Raw genomic sequence first — 21,843 nt, 5'->3', positions numbered from 1 at the left:
CTCTCTCCTATCTTTAGTATACTGTTTGCTTGTAATAGAATCCTTCATCAAACGGTCGATGCTCTGGTTGTATTGCTTCAATTGGGTCTACAAGCATAAATTTTTCATCTTCATACGCTTCTGGATCTTCTTCGTATAAGTCAATCGCTTCACGGTATTGCTCAGTCGCTACATTGATGTATTCTTCTGATTGGAGAATCCCATCAATTTTCAAACTGTCGATTCCCGCTTCAAATAATGGTTCTAGCTCTTCAATTAAACAAATATCGTTCGGCGACATAATATGCGTACCATTATAATCTTCAAAAACTGGATATTTATTATCGCGCTCTTCATCGTAAAGCAATAATTGACTGTCCGTTGCTGTTTCATTACGTTGAATTTTCATTTGACGGTCTTGGAATGTATAGTAGTTACCTAATAACATACGTTTCGATTGGAACATACACGTCATACCATGGACCTGCACTTCAATCTCAACATCACTATTTGCTTTGATGTTCAAGATTTCTTCTAAACTTAACTCACGCGCAAGTACCGCTCTTTTCGCACCACGTCTTCCCCAATAATTACATTGGAAGTGGTTCGTAACGAGTGTTTCTGCATTCCAGTTTAACGGAATTGGATTTTCTTGTTGTTTTACAATCATCACCACTGCAGGATCGCCAAAAATAATTCGATCTACTCTAATTTCATGTAAAAACGCGATATAATCTTCAAGTGCTGGAATATGGTAGTTATGGAAAATACCATTCACTGCAGCATATGCTTTTTTACCAGCATGATGAATGATTTCAACCGCTTTTTTCATCTCTTCTCGATTGAATTCCCCGGCTAATCTTAAGCCAAACTTTTCTTCACCGATAACAAATGCATCTGCCCCTTTTTCAATTAAGGTTTCGATGTGACTTAAAGACTTCGGTGTCACTAATAACTCAGTCATGTTTACTCTCCTTTATTGATATCGCTAGCCCATCATCCATATGAATAAAATTCGTTGTAAAACCTTGCTGTTGACTTAGCCATTGATTGTATCGTTGTACCTTTTTTACCATCTGTTTCACATTGCGACTTCTGACCACGTCAATGTCCGCAACGAAACCATGGTATAAAATATTATCTGTAATCAAAACACCTTTTTCGCGTAATAATGGACTATAAAGCTCAAAAAAGCGTTGTGATTGTGCTTTAGCAGCATCGATAAAAATCATATCATAAATACGGTCATTTACGAGTTCAAATGCTTCTGTCGCATCTGCTTCAATTAAACGAATTTGATCCGCATAACCATATTGACGAATATTTGTTTTCGCTTGTTGAATCATTGCTTCATTACGTTCAATGGTCGTCACGTTAATCGCTTTATCCACTGAAGCGAATTGCATCGCACTATAACCAATGGCACTACCGACTTCTAATATTTCTTTTGGTTGATGTAGACGAATGATTTGTTGAATGAGATCTAAAGAAAGCTGATCGACAATAGGCACTTGATGCGTCTCTGCGTAGTGACGCAATTGGTCGATATCGTTGTCATATTGTTTTAAGCCTAAAAGATATGATTGATTTTTATCTTCCATGTATTTTTGACTTCCTTTTTATATTCTAAAAATCATCAAAAAATAAACCAGCCAAGTTGGACTGATTTAACTTTGATGTCTGTATATGCATCATCACGGATATGGCACACATTGATCCGCTCATTCATAGCACTTTAAAATGACTTCTATACATTTTATCACATAATTGCTAGACTGATAAGCATCAATCCTCATTTTAGTAAAACATTTCATGGAATTTAATAAAGCTCATTTAAAATGTTTTAGAAAGAACGATGACAAAATCAATCACCATTTACGGATTGGGACAAATACCTCCCAACTTATCCCTTATTTTTTATGAAATGAATGGGAGACGAGCTGAACAATCATTTAAAAGAAAAAAAGAGCAGGCACATCTTTCAATGCCTACTCTGTGATTCTCATCAGCTATTAAAGCTCATGATCATGGTCGTGTTCATCATCCATATTCGTATTGACAACTTCTTCAATCATATCCCATTCTTCATCCGTCTCAACAGGTAAAAAGCGTCCGCCTTCTCCTGATTCGTCTGGCTCGTTAATCATAGGAATCAATTCAATTAAATCATCGTCATCTGCTTGTGCGCCTTCTTCTGCAAGGATCACATACTCTTTTTCAAAACCAGGATGATAAAACTCTAACATTTTACGGTATAAGACTTCATTACCTTCTTCATCAAATAAAGTTAATAAAGTTTCGTCATTTTTAATTTCAATTTCTTGATTATGGTTTTCGTTTGTCATATTCGCTCTCTCCTTAATTCAATCCATCTAAATAGCCTTGTAAAATGAAGACCGCAGCCATTTTATCAATCACTTTTTTTCTTTTTGCTCTCGATACGTCGGCTTCTAACAATGAACGTTCTGCAGCCATTGTACTTAAACGCTCATCCCACATTATAATTTCTAAATGAGGCATCCGCTCTGCAAGTGCATCTTTATATTTTAACGAAGCTTCACCACGAAAGCCAATAGAATTGTTCATATTTTTTGGTAATCCAATGACAACCGTACCCACATTTTCCTTTTGTATGATGTCAATTAAGGCATCGATGCCGAGCTCATTTTCTTCTTCGTTAATTTGGAGTGTATCTAAACCTTGTGCTGTCCAACCCATCAAATCACTAATCGCAACACCAACTGTACGGCTTCCAACATCTAACCCGATAATTTTATGTTTAAGCATGCTCGTCCTTACTATGGTTTTGTAAGTAGTATGACACTAACTCTTCCATAATATCATCTCGATCGATACGTCTGATTTGGTTACGTGCTTCGTTATGACGAGGGATATACGCGGGATCACCTGACAGTAAATAACCTACAATCTGATTGACAGCATTATATCCGCGCTCTTCTAGGGTATTGTAGACGTTGTTTAAAACTGTTTCGACATTGTCTTTTGGAAGTTCGTCATAGTTGAATTTCATTGTTTTATCAAAATTAGCCATAGTCTAACACTCCTTAAACCATAATGAGATTACTCTTTCATTTTACATGAATTCAACACTCATGATAACGATTTAATATAGTTTTTAATAAATTGTAATGCTTCTGTTATCTTGTCAGGTTCAGTACCGCCACCTTGTGCCATATCCGGACGGCCACCACCTTTGCCGCCAACGACTGGTGCCATATTTTTAATAAGGTCTCCGGCTTTCACACGATCCGTCAAAGCTTTCGGTACACTTGCAATTAATGAAACTTTACCACCGACATCACTTGCTAAAACGATAATACTATCTTGTAATTTTGATTTAAAGTCATCCATCGTTGTACGCATCGCTTTCGCATTGTCAACCTCAACTTCAGTAATCAGCACGGACATGTCGTTAATCGTTTCGACTTGATCTTTAATATTGCCCATTTTCAATTCATTTAAGGCTTTGTTTTTGTCTTCAATCGTTTGCTTCAATGTTTTTTCATTATATTGAAGTTGTTCAACTTTTTCAATGACTTGTGCATCCGATTTTGCTTTCACTTGTTGCTTCACCGCATTGAATTGATCTAAGTAGTGTTCTAAATAAAGGAATGCATTTTGACCTGTCACCGCTTCGATACGACGGACACCCGCACCTGTACCAGATTCGCTTGTTATTTTAAATAAACCAATTTCTGAGGTATTGCGAACATGTGTCCCACCACAAAGCTCGATTGAAAATGGTTGCATGTCAACAACACGTACGATGTCGCCATATTTTTCACCAAATAACGCCATCGCACCTTTAGCTTTCGCATCTTCAATGTTCATTTCTTGAATATCAACTGGAATACTGTTCCAAATTTCTTCATTGACCATTTGTTCAACTTGCTTGATTTCTTCAGCTGTCATTGGTGCGATATGTGAGAAGTCAAAACGGAGACGGTCACTATCGACTAATGAACCAGCTTGATTGACATGATCACCTAAAACTTTTTTCAATGCCGCATGTAATAAGTGAGTGGCACTATGGTTTTTCATAATTGCCGTTCTTGCTTGACGATCGATCGTTGCAGTGACTTCAGCCGCTTCACGAACTTCACCAAATTGAACGACACCTGTGTGTAAATGTTGACCATTTGGCGCTTTAATGACTTCTGTCACTTGAATTTCAAATTGCGCATTGCTCACCGTACCTTTGTCGGCCACTTGACCACCGCTTACTGCATAGAATGGTGTTTGATCCAAAATAAAATGAATCGTCTCACCTGCATCAGCCGTCGTCACACGTTCACCGTCACGCACGATATCTGTAATTTTCGCATGTGTTTCAAACGCTTCGTAACCTAAAAACGTGCTCGCTGTGTTGATCTCTTTTAACACTTCGCTTTGAACTTGCATCGATTGACTGCTTTGTCTTGCTTTACGTGCACGTTCACGTTGTGCTTCCATATGGTCATTAAATGAATCCATATCAATCGCTAAGCCTTCATTAAGCGTAATTTCTTCAGTTAACTCAATTGGGAAACCGTATGTGTCATATAATTTAAACGCATCTTCTCCCGCAATTGTTTCGTTTGAAGATTTAGCTTGTTTGATTAAGTCGTTTAAAATCGCTAGACCTTCCTCTAGTGTTTCATGGAAGCGTTCTTCTTCAGATTTAATGACACGTGCAATAAAATCTGCTTTTTCTTTTACATTTGGATAGTAAGGTTCCATAATGTCTGCCACAATATCTACCAATTGATACATAAATGGTTCGTTGATTTCTAACGTTTGGCTAAATCTGACCGCACGACGTAATAAACGACGTAAAACATAGCCTCGGCCCTCATTCGCAGGTAATGCGCCATCAGAAATAGCAAAAGCAATCGTACGAATATGGTCCGCAATAACTTTAAATGCGACATCGTTATCTTTATCGACTAAATATTTTTTACCTGAAATGGCTTCAACTTGACCGATAATTGGCATGAATAAGTCTGTTTCATAGTTGGTACGTACGTCTTGGGAAATAGAAGTCATACGTTCTAATCCCATGCCCGTATCAATATTTTTACTTGGTAGTGGTGTATACGTATGATCTTTATTATGGTTAAACTCACTGAATACGAGGTTCCATACTTCTAAATAGCGTTCGTTTTCGCCACCTGGATACATTTCTTCAGCTGGATCATCTTGTCCATACGCTTCACCGCGGTCATAGAAAATTTCTGTATTGGGTCCAGATGGTCCTTCACCAATATCCCAGAAGTTCCCTTCAATACGGATGATACGGTCTTCAGTCAAACCCACTACATTTGTCCATAAATCATACGCCTCAGTATCTTCAGGGTGAATCGTTACATACAATTTTTCAGGTTCCATCGCCATCCAACGTTCACTTGTTAAAAATTCCCATGCAAATTCAATCGCTTCACGTTTAAAGTAATCACCAATCGAGAAATTACCCAACATTTCAAAGAATGTATGGTGGCGTGCAGTGAAACCTACATTTTCAATATCGTTCGTACGGATTGATTTTTGTGCGTTCACGATACGTGGTTTTTTCGGAATTTCACGACCATCAAAATATTTTTTTAATGTCGCAACCCCTGAGTTAATCCATAGTAATGAATCATCGTCAATCGGAACTAATGGCGCTGAAGGTTCAACCATATGGCCTTTCTCAACAAAAAAGTCAATATACATTTGACGAATATCACTTGCTTTTAATTTTTTCATCTTTACAACTCCTTGATTCAAATAGATACAAAAAAACACCCGTCTCTCAAAAAGGGACGAATGTTTCGCGGTACCACCCTAGTTATGGCTATGTTGCCATCACTCATTATCATATACGTGCTCATACATAGTAGCGTTCAATGAATCACACTCGTACATTCTCAGCAACTTGTACGTCTCTGTGAAGTGGATACTCATTTACTCGGCTATGCACTTGAACTTAACTTTGATTATATAAAAAAGGTTTAAACTTTGTCAATTTCTAAAAAGTCATACGGTGTGACTTCACCCATATTAATCATCGGGTGAATTTTAAACATAGTCGCTTCAGTTAAAATAAACGCAGCAGAATCCGTATCAGTATCTACTTCATCCTCACTATCTTCCGGATTAAAATATTGCGTTAAGAACGTTTGTAATTGCGTTAACCGCGTTTGACCTGCAGTCGCTAACCCGATATTAAAAGCATCCGCATCACCTAGAAAAACGAGCGATTGTTTGGCACGCGTTAATCCAGTATATAAAATCGGCTTTTGCAACATTCTAAAATATTGCTTAACAATGGGCATAATAACGATCGGAAACTCTGAACCTTGTGCTTTATGAATCGAAGTACAATAGGCATGGGTCAATTCCGTCAAATCAGAGCGTAAATAAGTAATTTCATTCCCATCATAATCGACGACCACGACATCTTTATTTAAAGCATTTTCCTTTGCCCAAAAAATTCCGACAATGACACCAATATCGCCATTAAACACATTGTCGTTCGGACGATTAATCAGTTGCAATACTTTGTCGCCTTTACGAAATAGGACATCACCAAATTCAATCTCACGTTGCGATTCGTCTGACAATGGATTCAAAATGTCTTGTAAAATTTGGTTAAGCTTTTTAATCCCTGCATTCCCACGATACATCGGTGCGAGCACTTGAATATCTGCCATCGTATAGCCTTTTTGCACAGCATTGTTGACCACTTTTTCTACAACTTGTGGAATTTGATCGGTTTGACATGGAATAAACGAACGATCGTGAAAACGTTGGGTAATATCGACTTTTTCACCGAGTTTCATGCGATGCGCTAAATCAATAATACTGGAGCCGTCCTGTTGGCGATAAACTTCAGTTAAATTAATGCGCGGTAATACATTCGCGTCAATGAGATCTTTAAAAACTTGTCCGGGGCCAACTGATGGGAGCTGGTCTTCATCACCAACTAATACGACTTGTGCATCGATAGGCACTGCATCCATAAATTGATGGAATAGCCAAGTGTCCACCATAGACATCTCATCAATAATAATCAATTTCGCATGAATTTCATTGTCTAACTTGTCTTGTGGTTTCGTATCTTGATTCCACCCTATTAAGCGGTGAATCGTCATTGCTTCTAACCCTGTTGCTTCATGTAAACGTTTAGACGCTCTTCCGGTTGGTGCAGCTAATACGACCGGATAATCATCTTCATCTGAATAGTCATCGTAATCTAATGAGATGCCATGAATTTCTGCGTATAACTGGACAATCCCTTTAATGACAGTTGTCTTTCCTGTACCTGGTCCACCCGTGAGGAGCATAACTTTATGTCGGATAGCATATTCTAAAGCCTCTTTTTGAGAAGGGGCATAATGCACTTCATTGACCTCTTCAATTCCCCCAATATGTAATTGGATATCAGACGCATCAAATGTTGTTAAATGTTCGCGATTGGCAAATATTTTATATAAATTTTGTGTGCTTTTAATTTCCGAATAATAAAGACTTGGGATGGCCACCATTTCATCTTGATTGACTAGACGCTTTTCTTCAACTAATTCAGCCAAAATTTGCGTCATGGTGTCATAGTCGATACTTGATGCTTTGGCTTGAGACAGCAGTTGAATCGTTTCATTGATTAACGCTTCTTGTGGGAGGTACGTATGACCTTGTTTAATACACGTCTCTTCAACTAAATAAAGTAATCCGGCTTTCAAACGATCGGGATGCTCAGGATGAATACCGAGCTGTTGGGCCAGTTGGTCAGCTTTGTTAAAACCAACCCCTTTAATGTCATAAACAAGTTGATACGGATTTTGGTCGAGTACCGTTAACGTATCACTTTTATAAAACTTGTAAATGTCCATCGCAAGCTTTGAACCAAACCCCAGTTCGTTCAATCGAATCATCACTTGTTCACTTTCTTGGTTGGCATAAATCTGCTCGACAATTTGTTGTTGTTTCGCTTTAGACAGTTTAGGCACCCGTTCAATGACAGATTCGTCTTTCAAAATGTCATGAATCGCATTTTCACCTAACGTATTGACAATGGATTCTGCCGTTTTTTTACCAATCCCTTTAAACAATTCACTAGATAAATACGCAATAACGGCATCTTTGGTATGAGGAATTTCTTTTTGAAACGTCTCTGCTTTTAATTGCTGACCATATCTTGCATGTTGCACGACTTGACCTTTAAAAGTGTACGTCTCATCTTCTACCATATTCGGAAAGTATCCAACCACTGTTGCCATATCATCAAAGTCGCCATTTGTTTCTTCAATTTCCACTTTAAGCACTGTATAATGGTTGTCCGCATTATGAAACAAAATCATTTCTACGGTGCCTTTAATAAATGTATGGTCAAACAGTGTTGGATTTTCCATGGTTACGCCTCCTCTTCGGCTTTTATTAATCGAAATGTTTTCAGTGCGTGCTGACTGAGTAAATGTTGTTCATCCATTTGTACTGCACGTTCAAAGCCTTGAATGGCCGCATCGATATTTTCATTGAGCATGTAAAGCGCTAATGTTAAGTTGTATTGTGCGTCTGCATGTTGTGGATCGCGCTCTAATATTTGATTCAAAATCGGTATCGCCTGATCAAACATTTCCAACTCACACATGAGCAACGCAAATTGAAATTGGACTTCAAGATCTTCAAATTGAGCGTCTAACTCTGCTGCACGCATTAAATAAGGCAAGGCTTGCTTCTTAGCGTCGAGCTGGATCAAGGATAGTCCTAGCATATAATGCGTATCTTTATGATCGACATGGTGCGATAAAGCTTCTTGATATAATTTAACTGCTTCTTGAAAACGGTCTTCATTAAAGTAAACATTCGCCAAATTATAATAAATCACACCGTTATCTGGTTTAATCGTCAGTGCACGTTGAAAAAAACGTTCAGCTTTATCAATTTCGCCTGCTTCTGCTAATAACACACCTGAATTGATATAATTTTCGACTTCATCAGGATGTGCTTCAATATTGTTAAAACTTTCTTGTAATGCACGTTCGAATTGTCCTTGTTGAATGAGTTGATGAATCTGTTCAAGTTCCATTTGAATCACCTTTTCCTATACGACATAATCAAGTTGGCCGTCTTTTTTATAGACGTCATCAATTGTTGCACCGCCTAAACATACATCGCCATCGTAAAATACGACAGCTTGGCCAGGTGTAATGGCGCGAACTGGCTCGTCGAACGTCACTTTTACTGCATCGTCACCATGTGCAGTCACAGTAACGCCGACATCTTTTTGACGGTATCTAAATTTGGCCGTACATTTCAACGGCTCAGTTAAGTCTGTTGCATTCACAAATGACACATCAGAAGCGATTAAATAGTCGCTGTATAATGCATCGTGATGGAAACCTTGTTCAACGTATAAAATGTTGTCTTCTAAGTTTTTACCTACGACGAACCAAGGATCTCCATCGCCACCAATACCGAGCCCATGTCTTTGGCCAATCGTATAATACATGAGACCGCCATGTTGACCTTTCAATTCACCATTAAGTGTACGCATTTCACCTGGTTGCGCAGGTAAATATTGCGATAAAAATGTTTTAAAATTACGCTCACCAATAAAACAAATCCCTGTTGAATCTTTTTTCTTCGCTGTGGCTAAATCTTGTTCTAACGCAATTTCACGGACTTTTTGCTTATCGATATCACCAATTGGAAACATCACTTTACTTAATTGTGCTTCAGTCAACTGATTCAAGAAATACGTTTGATCTTTATTGTTATCGACGCCACGTAACATTTCTACTGAACCATCTTCGTGATGACGTACACGCGCATAATGGCCAGTCGCTACATAATCCGCACCAAGTTTTAATGCATGGTCTAAAAAGGCTTTGAATTTAATTTCTTTATTACACATGACATCTGGATTCGGTGTACGTCCTTTTTTATATTCATCTAAAAAGTACGTAAACACTTTATCCCAATACTCTTTCTCAAAATTGACTGCATAGTAAGGGATGCCGATTTGGTTACATACCGCAATCACATCATTGTAATCTTCTGTCGCTGTACATACGCCAAACTCATCCGTATCATCCCAGTTTTTCATAAATATACCGATCACATCGTAGCCTTGTTCTTTCAATAGATGGGCAGTTACTGAACTGTCTACACCACCTGACATGCCGACTACGACACGTGTGTTTTGGTTGGTCACTATTGTTCCTCCTTAAATTTTAAATATATTTTCTGTATTTCAATCACAATTTCTCTAATATCTGCTTCAGTGACTTGTTCATTTAAACTAATCCGAATCGAATGATCCACACGTGATGATTGTTCGCCATACATCGCTAACAAAACGTGGGAAGGAATCGTTGAACCAGCAGTACAAGCGGATCCTGATGAAACATAGACGCCTGCTAAATCGAGTAACGTTAATAATGTTTCCACATCGACAAATGGGAAATGCAAATTAATAATATGGTTCGTCGTATCAATCATTGAACCATTGTATTCAAATGGAATTGCACGTTCTTGTAAACCGACGATCAATTGTTCTTTTAATCGTGTCAAATGCACATTATTATCATCACGTGAAGCTTCAGCTAAAGTTAACGCTGTCGCAAGGCCTACAATTTGCGGTACATTTTCAGTTCCAGCACGACGTTTCGTTTCTTGTTCGCCACCTAATTGCGGATATGTGATGCGTGTGCCCGTTTTAACATAAAGAACGCCGACCCCTTTAGGACCACCAAATTTATGCGCCGTCATACTTAATGCATCGACAGCTAATTCTTCTACATCAATTGGCAAATGACCGACTGCTTGAACGGCATCCATATGAAAGTAGACGTCATGGTCAGCTAACACGTCTTGGATGTCATAAACATGCTGAACTGTACCGACTTCATTATTTACGAACATGATTGACACGAGCGTCGTATCTTCACGTATACTTTGTTTTAACTGCTCTAAATCAATGAGTCCTCCAGCATCAACGTCTAAATACGTCACTTCAAACCCTTGTTGCTCGAGGTATTCGAAAACATGCAGTACAGAGTGATGTTCAATCTTTGTCGTAATGAGATGCTTCCCTTTTGCTTCGTTTGCATAGGCAATGCCTTTAATGACAGTATTGTTAGACTCGGTTGCCCCACTGGTAAAAATGACTTCATTCGGTTTCGCATTTAAATATTGTGCAACCGTTTTCCTTGATTCATCTAGTAATCTTCTCGCATCTCGCCCTTGTGAATGTATCGAAGAAGGATTACCAAAATGTGTTTGATAAACAGCCATCATTTTTTCAGCAACTTCAGGTTTTACTGGCGTTGTTGCCGCATAATCTGCATAAACACCCATCATTACGTCAGCCCTTTCTTATAATCAATGTTCCTATTTTAGCACTTGCTTTCTAAAAATTCTAGTACAGTGATTGCGTGTTTTTTTACGTTTATAATCATTTCTATTGTAATCTTTACATCTTTATAATTCAATGTATGCCAAAAAGCAGTTTTTGTGAGTTGAAGATGAGACAAATGTTATACTAGCGCTATGAAAAGGAGTGTTATAACGATGCCAAATCCTATGAAATACTCAGCATTAAATCTTGTTCCGATTAGAGAAGGAAATAATGAAAAAGAAGCAATCGCACAAATGGTGGCACTCGCTCAGCATTTAGAACAAAATCAATACGAGCGATTATGGATTGCAGAACATCACAACGCACCTAACCTTGTCAGTTCAGCGACTGCATTGCTCATTCAACATGCATTACACCATACGAACGAATTGAGAATTGGCTCTGGAGGGATTATGTTACCGAATCATGCCCCGCTTGTCGTAGCTGAACAATTTGGTACGTTAAGCACGTTATATGGAGATCGTGTAGACCTTGGCTTAGGGCGCGCACCTGGGACAGACATGGCAACCGCAAGTGCACTCCGTCGTAATCAACATCAAGGTGTGTATCAATTTCCTGACGAAGTGCAACAGTTACTGCAATATTTTGGTCCAGATACGAAACAAGGCTATGTCAAAGCCATTCCTGCAGTTAACAAAAATGTACCGATTTATATTCTCGGCTCTTCAACGGATTCTTCACATTTAGCTGCTAGAGAAGGATTACCTTACGTTTTTGCAGGTCATTTTGCACCACAACAAATGCAAGAAGCTATTGCAATTTATAAAGACCTTTTTGAGCCGTCCGAATATTTACAAGAACCCTATATCATCGTTTGTTTAAATGTCATTATGGCAGACTCGGATGAAGAAGCGCAGTATCTTGCTACGACCCAATCTCAAATCTTTGCAAGTATTCTAAGAGGTAGAATGAACAAAATGCAGCCCCCTACTGAAGATTTGAGTCAACTGTTATCACCGAGAGAAATCGCAATGGCTGAAGCCCGTCTACAGCACTCACTAATTGGTGATAAAGCATCTGTTAATCAACAATTAGACGCCTTTTTACAAAAACACGGGTGGATTGATGAGATAATGGCCATCAGTTATATTTATGACACTGCCTTGCAACATCGCTCATATCGCTACTTTAAAGCATTGATTGACGAACGTAACGAAAAACGATAAAGCATCATGCTATTTACAGTAATACTTTATTTTTGGTACACGCCATTGAACTTGCCAACGTTTCATATTTGATGAGAAGCGTTGGCAAGTTTGTTTTTGGCGTTAATGACATGATTGTGCAACATCTCGCTACCCAATGTAAAATATAAGTTGTGTACATGGATAAGCATTTCGTGATTCCCATACCTCATGCCCCACAATGATCACATCAACAGCATCAAAAAAACGGCTGCAGGCATCTACCCACAACCGTTGTCATTGATTGATTATTTATTACCGCCAGTAAATTTATCTAAAGCATCTTTCGCTTTATCGACTAAACTACCGCCATCTTTATTATCTTTGTTGTCACCTTTTTGACTATCTTGATATTTATTATAAGCGTCTTTTGCTTTGTTTAAATATTCTTCGCCTTGTTTTTTATCCATTATACTCATCCTTTCATCATGATTTTTAACCCAAAATTATTTCTTAAACTTATCAATCATGTCATTTGCTTTATCTTTTACATTTTCAACGACTTCTTTAGCTTTACCAGAAGCTTTATCTTGCTTACCTTCATTTTCTAATGATTCGTTGTCTGTTACATTACCGACTGTTTCTTTGATGTTACCTTTAGCTTGTTCGAATTTGTTCTCTTGATCTGCCATAAGTAATGCCTCCTTAAGAATGTTTCAATGTAACTATTCCACATTCTCCAGAGGCTTAAACATCCTATTAAAATTCTTCGTAAACAGCAGGATCTTGGTTCTTGCGTCGACCGTCAGCACGCGTCAATTGGTCAATCGCTTGTAAATCTTCATCCGTGATATGGAAATCGAAAATGTCAAAGTTCTCAAGTTGACGTTTTGATGATGTCGCTTTCGGTATCGGCATGACACCATTTTGAATATGCCATCTTAAAATGACTTGAGCGACTGTTTTGTCATATTTTGATGAAAGTTGTTTTAATACAGGTTCATCCATCACACCATTGTCTCGACCTAATGGACTCCACGCTTGTGTCAAGATGCCTTTCTCTTCATGATAGGCAATCATCTCTTTTTGGTTAAAATAAGGATGTAACTCAATTTGGTTAATTGCTGGTAACACACCTGTTTCTTTTTCAAGTTGCTCAATATGTTCAGGTAGGAAATTACAAACACCGATATGTCTGACTAATCCAGATTTTTGTGCTGCAATCATTGCTTTCCATGCTTCTACAAATTTACCTTGTTTTGGATTAGGCCAATGAATTAAGTAGAAATCAAGATAGTCTAAACCAAGACGATATAATGATTCTTGAATCGTTTCATAAACATGCGATTCACTTTGGTAGCGTCCGGGTAATTTTGAAGTGATCCAAATCTTGTCTCGCTGCACGTGACTCTGTTGAATCGCTTTGCCAACAGCGCCTTCATTTTCATAATTGTATGCGGTGTCTAATAAACGATAACCCATATTCAATGCATCCGTCATCGCATGCGCACCTTTTGTTCCATTTAATTTATATGTACCGAAGCCTAATTGATCGATAAATTGTCCATCTTTCAAAGTAAACTGTTCCATAATATCCTCCTTAAATTCTGGCAAAATGCGCTTAATGAGATTAAATATAAAACATGTAACCTTCTAAAGCATCTTTATCCTGATATTCAGCAAGAGATTGTAATGTCGTTTGATCAAGTACCTCCCTCACCGCATTACGCATACGTAGCCATAATTGTTGTTGACCAGGCGGTTCAGATTCCATACGTTCTACGATAGTCAATGGGCCTTCGAGTAAGCGGATAATATCACCCGCAGTAATTTCAGTCGCTGGCATCTTTAATTCATACCCGCCCTTTGCACCTCTTACACTTCTAATGAGACCCGCATTTCTAAGTGGGCCTACGAGTTGTTCTAAATAGAGATCACTTAAACCATTTTCTTCAGCGATCGTTTTCAATGACACACAACCAGATCCGTGTCGTTTAGCTAAAGCGATCATTAATGTTAAACCATATCTTCCTTTAGTGGATATTTTCATTTTTACCTCACCTTACATCATCCGATTTATTTTTATTTTAGCATTTTTTATATTAATATAATACCATTGTATATAAGAGTACAAAACTAATAACAATGGAGGGATAACGATGTTGACTGAACCACTCGCTTCCAGAATGCGTCCACGGAATATCGATGAAGTCATTGGACAACAACATCTCGTTGGAGAAACTGGGATTATTCGTCGTATGGTCAATGCGAAAAGGTTGTCATCTATGATATTTTACGGTCCTCCAGGCATTGGAAAAACAAGTATTGCTCAAGCGATTGCAGGCAGTACCGCTTTCAAGTTTAGACAATTGAACGCTGTAACGAACACGAAAAAAGATATGCAAATGATTGTTGATGAAGCGAAAATGTCAGGACAAGTCATTTTATTACTGGATGAAATTCATAGATTAGACAAAGCGAAACAAGATTTTTTATTACCCCATTTAGAAAATGGAAAAATTGTGCTCATCGGTGCAACAACTTCCAATCCATATCATGCAATTAACCCAGCGATTCGTTCAAGAGCCCAGATTTTTGAATTATTTCCGCTCGATAAAGATGATATTAAAGTCGCTTTATCCCATGCATTGGAAGATGAAGAAAGAGGCTTAAAGCAATTTGACGCTACCATTGACGATGATGCGTTTGAATATTTTGCAACACAAAGTCAAGGTGATGTACGCAGTGCTTTGAACGCTTTAGAATTAGCAGTATTAAGCGCAAATGACACCCCACCTCATATTACATTACAAGACGCGGAAGATTGTTTACAGCGTGGGGCATTTTTAAGTGATAAAGATGGGGATATGCATTATGACGTGATGAGTGCCTTTCAAAAGTCTATTCGTGGGAGTGATGTCGATGCGGCACTTCACTACTTGGGACGACTCATACAAGCAGGAGACCTTCCTACGATTGCAAGAAGATTGCTTGTGATCAGTTATGAAGATATCGGTTTAGCTTCTCCGAGTGCTGGTCAACGGACATTAGCTGCAATCGAATCTGCTGAAAGGTTAGGATTTCCAGAAGCCCGTATTCCGCTCAGTCAAGCAGTCATTGAACTATGTCTATCACCAAAATCTAATTCAGCAATTCGTTCTATTGATGCTGCGTTAAGCGACATTCGTAGAGGGCATGTCGGTCAATTGCCGGATTATTTAAAAGATGGCCATTACCAAGGGGCGAAAGCATTAGGACGTGCAGTCGGCTATCAATATCCACACAACCATCCAAATGGCTTCGTGGCACAACAATATTTGCCGGACTTGTTGAAAAACAGACAATATTACACGCCTAAAGAGACGTCGAAGTCAGAGCAACAGTTTAAACAAATATACGACAATATTAAACAGCAGCAAAATGAATTGTAAAAGTGAATTTCAATATGAACAAGGGCTCTGACGTGATGATATCTGAGCCCCTGTTCATATTTCCAATTTATTTATCTTTAATACGTTGTACGGTGATGTCTTTTAAAATGTGATTACATACATAACTTGCACATATTAAACCGACGACACTTGGCACATAAGCATTAGATGATGGCGGCATTTGTGCTTTCCGGTTTTTACCTTGCGCATCGCCCACTACCGCCTTCACGTCTTCACGAATCACGATTGGGCTTTCACCTGAAAAGACAACTGGAATCCCTTTTTTAATCCCTTTTTGCTTTAATTTATTTCGAATGATACGCGCGATAGGATCCGTATGTGTTTTTGAAATGTCAGCAATTTCAAATTGTGTTGGATCTGTTTTGTTCGCCGCACCCATACTTGAAATGATTTGAATACCACGCGCTAAACATTGTTCCATTAAGTGCACTTTATAAATAATGGTGTCGCTCGCATCAACAACATAATCGATATCATAATCTTCAAAAAGTTGTTCGTACGTTTCTTCCGTGTAAAACATATGTAATGGCGTCACTTTACAGTCAGGGTTAATTAAGCGAATACGTTCTTCCATCAAACTCACTTTACTTTGTCCTACTGTTGTCGTTAACGCATGCAATTGGCGGTTGACATTTGTAATATCTACATCATCTTTATCTATTAAAATAATATGCCCGATGTTCGTACGTGCTAAAGCTTCTGCAGCAAAAGAACCTACCCCACCGACACCTAATACAGCGACTGTTGTTTGTTTTAATTTGTCGAGCCCTTCTTGTCCAATAGCCAGTTCGTTACGAGAAAATTGATGTTTCATATTAAACTCCTTTAATTACAAATTCATATCCCATTTTAAATGAACACATAAAAAATACGCAAGACACGAAGCCTTGCGTACCGATAGATCCGTTATGCCGTAGTTGTAAAGTGCTTGATCATTTTGGCCTGCTATATACAGGTGGGTGCCCTGTTTCTTGTTTTGCACGTCCTCCTATAGAGGCGTGTGCGCTGCAAGAAAACCCATTGGGCTCCCTGATCAAAGAGTGTTAGGTCAAAATACATAAAGCGAACTTACGAACACTACAGATGACTATCTTATGAATTAATCATATCACACTTTAATGATTATTCAAGAAAAAAGTTTGCACACTGTGTTTTTAAATTAATGTTTGATACGTAATGATAATTCGTCTAATTGTCTTTCTGATACTGGACTCGGTGCATCTGTCATTAAATCTGTCGCAGATGCTGTTTTAGGGAACGCAATCGTATCACGTAAGTTTGTACGACCACTTAAAATCATAACGAAGCGGTCTAAACCTAGAGCGATACCACCATGTGGAGGTGCACCATATTTGAACGCATCTAATAAGAAACCGAATTGTTCTTGTGCTGCTTCATCAGAGAAACCTAATGCTTTAAACATACGCTGTTGAAGTCCACCATCATGAATACGAATAGATCCGCCACCTAATTCGAAACCATTTAATACAAGGTCATAAGCTTGTGCTTGCGCTTGTTCAGGGGCTGTTTCTAATAAATCAATATCTTCTACTTTAGGTGATGTGAATGGATGGTGTGCTGCAACGTAACGACGCGCTTCTTCATCGTATTCAAGTAATGGCCAATCTGTCACCCATAAGAAGTTATATTGTTCTGGATCAATGAGGCCACGCTCTTTTCCAAGTTTATTACGTAATGCACCTAAACTTTGGGCAACGACATCTTTAGAATCAGCAACAAATAAGACTAAGTCACCCGCTTTAGCACCTGTTAATGCTTGTAATTTCGCAACATGATCCTCTTCAAAGAAACGTGCGATTGGACCATTTAAACCGTCTTCAACTACTTTCACCCATGCTAAGCCTTTCGCACCATAAATATTCACAAATTCTGTTAAACCGTCAATCTCTTTACGTGTATAGTCAGGTGCAGCATTTTCAACAACGAGCGCTTTCACTTGACCGCCACTTTCTACTGCGCCTTTGAATACTTTAAAGTCCATCATTTGACCTAATTCTGAGACGTCTAACAATTCCATACCAAAACGTGTATCAGGTTTATCTGTACCATAGCGTGACATTGCTTCAGCATAAGTCATACGTGGAAAAGCATCAGTCATTTCAATACCTTTTACATCCGCAAGCACGTTTTTCACCATCGCTTCACCTAATTGCATCACGTCTTCTTGCTCAACGAAACTCATCTCAATATCGATTTGCGTGAATTCAGGTTGACGGTCAGCACGTAAGTCTTCATCACGGAAACATTTGACGATTTGGTAATATTTATCAAAACCACTGATCATTAATAGTTGTTTAAACAATTGTGGTGATTGTGGTAACGCATAGAATTCACCGTCATGTACACGTGAAGGCACGAGATAGTCACGCGCACCCTCTGGCGTAGATTTCGTTAATACAGGCGTTTCAACATCATAGAAACCATCGCCATCTAAAAATTGACGGATGGAACGCGTGATTTGGTGACGCATTTTAAATGTTTGCGCTAATTTTTCACGACGTAAATCGAGATAACGATATTTCAAACGGATATTTTCATCCACGTTTAAATTTTCTTCGTTAATTGAAAACGGTGGTGTTTCTGATTGATTAATAATTTCAATCGATTTCGCTTGGACTTCCACTTGTCCTGTTTTAATTTTAGGATTGATTGTTTCATCGTCTCTTTTAGTGACTGTCCCTGTAATTTCAACGACATATTCAGAGCGGATGCGTTCAGCGACTTCAAGCGCTTCTTTTGAAAAGTCTGGGTTGAAAACGACTTGCACATAACCTTCTCTATCTCTTACGTCTACAAAGATAAGGCCGCCTAAATCACGACGGTTATGGACCCATCCTTTCAACGTAATTTCTTGTCCTAATAATTCTTCTGTCACTAAACCACAGTATGTCGTGCGCTTTGCCATTATTCTTTACCTCCATGAATATAACTTTCTATTTCTTCAAATTTCATCGTTTGAGATTCACCTGTCGCCATATGTTTCACAGCAACTTCACCGGCTTCAAGTTCTTGATCCCCAATTACAATCGTATACGTAGCATTCAGTCGATCTGCTTGTTTCATTTGACCTTTCAACTTGCGAGATAAATAATCTTTATCCACAGAAATGCCAGCGTGTCTGAGGCGGTTAAGGAGTGTGACTGCGAAATCATCCGCTTTCTCTCCCATCGTTGCTACAAACAAATCGATGTGCTGCGTTTGTGGGAATTCAATCCCTTCTTCTTCTAGTGCCAACAATAATCTTTCAATACTTAATGCAAACCCGATTCCCGTTTCACTCGGTCCATCTAACAATTCAAGCAAACCATTGTAACGGCCACCGCCACATAAAGTCGTAATCGCACCATCATAGGCTTCATTATCCATCATCAATTCAAATGCAGTGTGCGTGTAGTAATCCAAACCTCTTACTAATTTTGGATCCACTTCATATGGCACACCTAGACGATCTAAGTGTGATTTAACCGCTTCGAAATAATCTTTGGAGTAATCATTTAAAAAGTCTGTAATGGACGGTGCTGTCTGAATTTCAGGCTGATGACGATCCACTTTACAATCTAAAATACGCATAGGATTCGTTTTGATACGTTGTTGACAGTCTTTACAATAATTGTGAATGACCGGTTGGAAATGTTCACGTAATGCATTTTGATAATCCACGCGTGACTCTGCATCCCCTACACTGTTAATCACTAATTTTAATTTTTTTAGACCGAATGATTGGTAGATGTGCATCACCATAGCAAGTACTTCTGCATCCATACTTGGGTTTTCAGCACCAATCGCCTCTACGCCAAATTGATTAAATTGACGGTAACGCCCTTTTTGTTTTCTTTCATAGCGAAACATCGGACCATTATAGTACAATTTTACCGGTTGGTTCGGTAAACCTTGCATTTTATTTTCAATATAGCTACGTACGACTGCAGCTGTTCCCTCAGGACGTAACGTAATACTACGATCTCCTTTATCTTTGAACGTGTACATTTCCTTTTGTACAACATCGGTAGAGTCCCCCACACCGCGCGCAAATAAATCGGTACTTTCAAAAATTGGGGTTCTGATTTCTTGATAATTATAAACTTCCATCAATTTGTGCAATTGGTTTTCGATATAGCGCCACTTCGCAGTTTCTTCAGGTAAAATATCTTGCGTCCCACGTGGAATGTGAATCATCTTTATCGCTCCTTTTCATCTCTATTCTTAACTTCAGCCATTTGTGTGAATAAAAAAACGCCCCCTGTATGCACTAAACATACAAGGGACGTACTTTATTTTGCCGTGTTGCCACCCTAATTAAGAACAATCCAATAGAGACTGTTCTTCACTCTAGGCTCTTAACGCGAGCGACACGACCTTACTTTCATAAAGTACCTTTCCTTGTGTTCATCTCACTAAGCACGACGGTCTATCTTTCAGCCAATGGATAGACTCTCTTCTGACATCGTTATTTGCTTAGTTCATTCAAGAATACAAACGGTGTTAAATATAAAATTCATTTTTAATCATACCTGTTTTTCCAGTCAGTTTCAAGCCATTAACTTAAAAAATAACTTTCTAACCCGTCAACAATCGCTTGTTCAACGATTTGACGATGATTTTTGTCTTTCATCATTACGGTGTCAGTCGGATTACTAATATACCCCAGTTCAAGTAGCACAGCAGGCATTTCTGTTTGTCGTAACACTTGATAATTTTCTTGTCTCGTGCCTCTATTCGATAACATTGCTTTCTTTTGTATGCTTGCATTTAATGTTTGCGCGAGCCCTTCTTGTTGTTCATGAAACCAATAGACAGTTGCACCATTGGCATTCGGTGTTTCTAGAGCATCATTATGAATACTAATAAAGACATCACCTTTAAGATTACGATCTTTTAATTTCACATATTCATCCGTTGAACGCGTCATTTTCACGTTTGCGCCCTTCTTTTCAAGCAATGATTTCAGTTCTAACCCTGTTTTCAATGTGATATCTTTTTCTAAAGTTTTGTCACCTTGTCGACTCGAAGCACCTTGATCACCACCACCATGGCCTGGATCAAGGACAATCGTTTTATTTCTCAATGGATTCGCCTGTGGATTGACATCTGCAGGTATGTCGAGATTCGTATGCCATCCCGCAATCCATCCTTTTTGCTTGCCATTAGCTGAACGGACTTCAATCCATTTTCCTTTTTTACCAATTTGATGAAATTCATCGCCTTTATGCACTTGATACAGTACAGGAAACGCTGCGTTTGGACCTGTTCGAATTTCCGCGTCCTCGATTAAATTGATATGATCATCGTCACTATGTCTCAACACAAAATACGACACGACAAGAATACCCACAATTGCAATCGTAAAGCAAGCGCCATAAAAACGTTGCGGATGAATGCGTTTTTGTTTTAACCACTGATCAACCTTTTTCATACGACTTTGCCATCTTCACTCTCATAAATAATCGTCACAGGACCATCATTTTGAATACTGACAAGCATATCTGTTCCAAATTCACCCGTCTCAACTGGAATTTGAAATGCACGTAGCTGATCATTAAAATATTCGTACAGTTCATTTGCTTGATCAGGTGCCATCGCTTGTGTAAAGCCTGGGCGATTTCCTTTTCTCACATCCGCATACAATGTAAATTGCGAAATAGATAAAATCTCACCATTGATTTGTTGAATATTTAAATTAAGTTTTTCGTTCTCATCTTCAAAAATTCGAGAGTTCGCAATTTTTTTCGCTAAAACTTCCGCATCTGCTTGCGTGTCCCTTTCACCAATACCGACGAGTAAACAAAATCCTTGTTGTATTGTGCGCTCTATTTGATGATTTTTAACACTTGCAGATTGAACTCTTTGTACAACGATTTTCATCTTT

21 protein-coding genes and 1 other RNA gene are annotated in these 21,843 nt (G+C 38.6%); 2 read left to right on the top strand and 20 right to left on the bottom strand.

Features of this window, described 5'->3' with window-relative positions; translation table 11 throughout:
• Nucleotides 1-13: 13 nt before the first annotated feature.
• The 10 genes from EL101_RS06680 to EL101_RS06635 form a co-directional block, all read right to left on the bottom strand.
• Complete coding sequence (locus tag EL101_RS06680; protein WP_096597083.1) at nucleotides 14-943, bottom strand: peptidase U32 family protein; 930 nt, start codon at nucleotides 941-943, stop codon at nucleotides 14-16.
• A complete protein-coding gene (locus EL101_RS06675; RefSeq protein WP_096597085.1) occupies nucleotides 936-1,580 on the bottom strand; it encodes an O-methyltransferase in 645 nt (214 codons plus the stop codon). The genes EL101_RS06680 and EL101_RS06675 overlap by 8 nt, the downstream gene beginning before the upstream one ends.
• 411 nt (nucleotides 1,581-1,991) lie before the next feature.
• Nucleotides 1,992-2,324 carry a DUF1292 domain-containing protein gene (locus EL101_RS06670; protein ID WP_096597087.1) on the bottom strand — a complete coding sequence of 111 codons (333 nt, stop codon included), beginning with the start codon at nucleotides 2,322-2,324 and terminating at the stop codon, nucleotides 1,992-1,994.
• Nucleotides 2,325-2,337: 13 nt separating this feature from the next.
• A complete protein-coding gene (gene ruvX, locus EL101_RS06665) occupies nucleotides 2,338-2,766 on the bottom strand; it encodes a Holliday junction resolvase RuvX (protein WP_096541581.1) in 429 nt (142 codons plus the stop codon).
• On the bottom strand, nucleotides 2,759-3,031 hold the full coding sequence (locus EL101_RS06660; protein WP_096597089.1) for an IreB family regulatory phosphoprotein: 273 nt from the start codon (nucleotides 3,029-3,031) through the stop codon (nucleotides 2,759-2,761). Before EL101_RS06660 ends, ruvX begins: the two co-directional genes overlap by 8 nt.
• Nucleotides 3,032-3,090: 59 nt before the next feature.
• Nucleotides 3,091-5,724, bottom strand: a complete 2,634-nt coding sequence (gene alaS / locus EL101_RS06655; protein ID WP_096597091.1) for an alanine--tRNA ligase — start codon at nucleotides 5,722-5,724, stop codon at nucleotides 3,091-3,093.
• Nucleotides 5,725-5,969: 245 nt separating this feature from the next.
• On the bottom strand, nucleotides 5,970-8,369 hold the full coding sequence (recD2, locus tag EL101_RS06650) for an SF1B family DNA helicase RecD2 (protein WP_096597093.1): 2,400 nt from the start codon (nucleotides 8,367-8,369) through the stop codon (nucleotides 5,970-5,972).
• Between the two features lie 2 nt (nucleotides 8,370-8,371).
• Nucleotides 8,372-9,046 carry a tetratricopeptide repeat protein gene (locus EL101_RS06645; RefSeq protein WP_096541587.1) on the bottom strand — a complete coding sequence of 225 codons (675 nt, stop codon included), beginning with the start codon at nucleotides 9,044-9,046 and terminating at the stop codon, nucleotides 8,372-8,374.
• Between the two features lie 15 nt (nucleotides 9,047-9,061).
• Nucleotides 9,062-10,141, bottom strand: coding sequence for a tRNA 2-thiouridine(34) synthase MnmA (mnmA, locus tag EL101_RS06640; RefSeq protein WP_155259758.1), 1,080 nt, complete (start codon nucleotides 10,139-10,141; stop codon nucleotides 9,062-9,064).
• Between the two features lie 32 nt (nucleotides 10,142-10,173).
• Nucleotides 10,174-11,319, bottom strand: coding sequence for a cysteine desulfurase family protein (locus EL101_RS06635; RefSeq protein WP_096541681.1), 1,146 nt, complete (start codon nucleotides 11,317-11,319; stop codon nucleotides 10,174-10,176).
• 213 nt (nucleotides 11,320-11,532) lie between these two features.
• Here EL101_RS06635 and EL101_RS06630 point away from each other — a divergent pair, with 213 nt between their 5' ends.
• A complete protein-coding gene (locus EL101_RS06630; protein WP_096597095.1) occupies nucleotides 11,533-12,546 on the top strand; it encodes an LLM class flavin-dependent oxidoreductase in 1,014 nt (337 codons plus the stop codon).
• 266 nt (nucleotides 12,547-12,812) lie between these two features.
• On the opposite strand, the gene EL101_RS13265 is transcribed toward EL101_RS06630, so the two are convergent.
• The 4 genes from EL101_RS13265 to cymR form a co-directional block, all read right to left on the bottom strand.
• Nucleotides 12,813-12,974, bottom strand: coding sequence for a hypothetical protein (locus tag EL101_RS13265; protein WP_164715577.1), 162 nt, complete (start codon nucleotides 12,972-12,974; stop codon nucleotides 12,813-12,815).
• Nucleotides 12,975-13,010: 36 nt separating this feature from the next.
• Nucleotides 13,011-13,196 (bottom strand): CsbD family protein, encoded by a 186-nt coding sequence (locus EL101_RS06625; protein ID WP_096541591.1) that lies wholly within the window; start codon nucleotides 13,194-13,196, stop codon nucleotides 13,011-13,013.
• Between the two features lie 67 nt (nucleotides 13,197-13,263).
• Nucleotides 13,264-14,094, bottom strand: coding sequence for an aldo/keto reductase (locus tag EL101_RS06620; protein ID WP_096597097.1), 831 nt, complete (start codon nucleotides 14,092-14,094; stop codon nucleotides 13,264-13,266).
• Between the two features lie 40 nt (nucleotides 14,095-14,134).
• Nucleotides 14,135-14,554: a cysteine metabolism transcriptional regulator CymR gene (gene cymR / locus EL101_RS06615; RefSeq protein ID WP_096597099.1), complete on the bottom strand. Its 420-nt coding sequence runs from the start codon at nucleotides 14,552-14,554 to the stop codon at nucleotides 14,135-14,137.
• A 109-nt stretch (nucleotides 14,555-14,663) separates the two neighbouring features.
• Here cymR and EL101_RS06610 point away from each other — a divergent pair, with 109 nt between their 5' ends.
• Complete coding sequence (locus EL101_RS06610) at nucleotides 14,664-15,935, top strand: replication-associated recombination protein A (RefSeq protein WP_096597101.1); 1,272 nt, start codon at nucleotides 14,664-14,666, stop codon at nucleotides 15,933-15,935.
• Between the two features lie 67 nt (nucleotides 15,936-16,002).
• Here the strand turns inward: EL101_RS06610 and EL101_RS06605 are convergent, their stop codons facing one another.
• The 6 genes from EL101_RS06605 to dtd form a co-directional block, all read right to left on the bottom strand.
• A complete protein-coding gene (locus EL101_RS06605; protein ID WP_096541597.1) occupies nucleotides 16,003-16,770 on the bottom strand; it encodes a tRNA threonylcarbamoyladenosine dehydratase in 768 nt (255 codons plus the stop codon).
• Nucleotides 16,771-16,852: 82 nt separating this feature from the next.
• Nucleotides 16,853-17,045, bottom strand: a non-coding RNA gene (gene ssrS / locus EL101_RS06600) — 6S RNA.
• 70 nt (nucleotides 17,046-17,115) lie between these two features.
• Nucleotides 17,116-18,882, bottom strand: coding sequence for an aspartate--tRNA ligase (aspS, locus tag EL101_RS06595; RefSeq protein WP_096597103.1), 1,767 nt, complete (start codon nucleotides 18,880-18,882; stop codon nucleotides 17,116-17,118).
• Nucleotides 18,882-20,153: a histidine--tRNA ligase gene (gene hisS / locus EL101_RS06590; protein WP_096541601.1), complete on the bottom strand. Its 1,272-nt coding sequence runs from the start codon at nucleotides 20,151-20,153 to the stop codon at nucleotides 18,882-18,884. The genes aspS and hisS overlap by 1 nt, the downstream gene beginning before the upstream one ends.
• 361 nt (nucleotides 20,154-20,514) lie before the next feature.
• Nucleotides 20,515-21,390, bottom strand: a complete 876-nt coding sequence (locus EL101_RS06585; protein WP_096597105.1) for an N-acetylmuramoyl-L-alanine amidase family protein — start codon at nucleotides 21,388-21,390, stop codon at nucleotides 20,515-20,517.
• Nucleotides 21,387-21,839, bottom strand: a complete 453-nt coding sequence (gene dtd / locus EL101_RS06580) for a D-aminoacyl-tRNA deacylase (protein WP_096541605.1) — start codon at nucleotides 21,837-21,839, stop codon at nucleotides 21,387-21,389. The genes EL101_RS06585 and dtd overlap by 4 nt, the downstream gene beginning before the upstream one ends.
• Nucleotides 21,840-21,843 lie beyond the last annotated feature (4 nt).

Source organism: Staphylococcus delphini, assembly GCF_900636325.1.
GTDB classification, from domain to species: Bacteria; Bacillota; Bacilli; order Staphylococcales; family Staphylococcaceae; genus Staphylococcus; species Staphylococcus delphini.
Note: the sequence above shows the minus strand (reverse complement) of the source record. Positions and strands in the feature narration are given on the sequence as shown.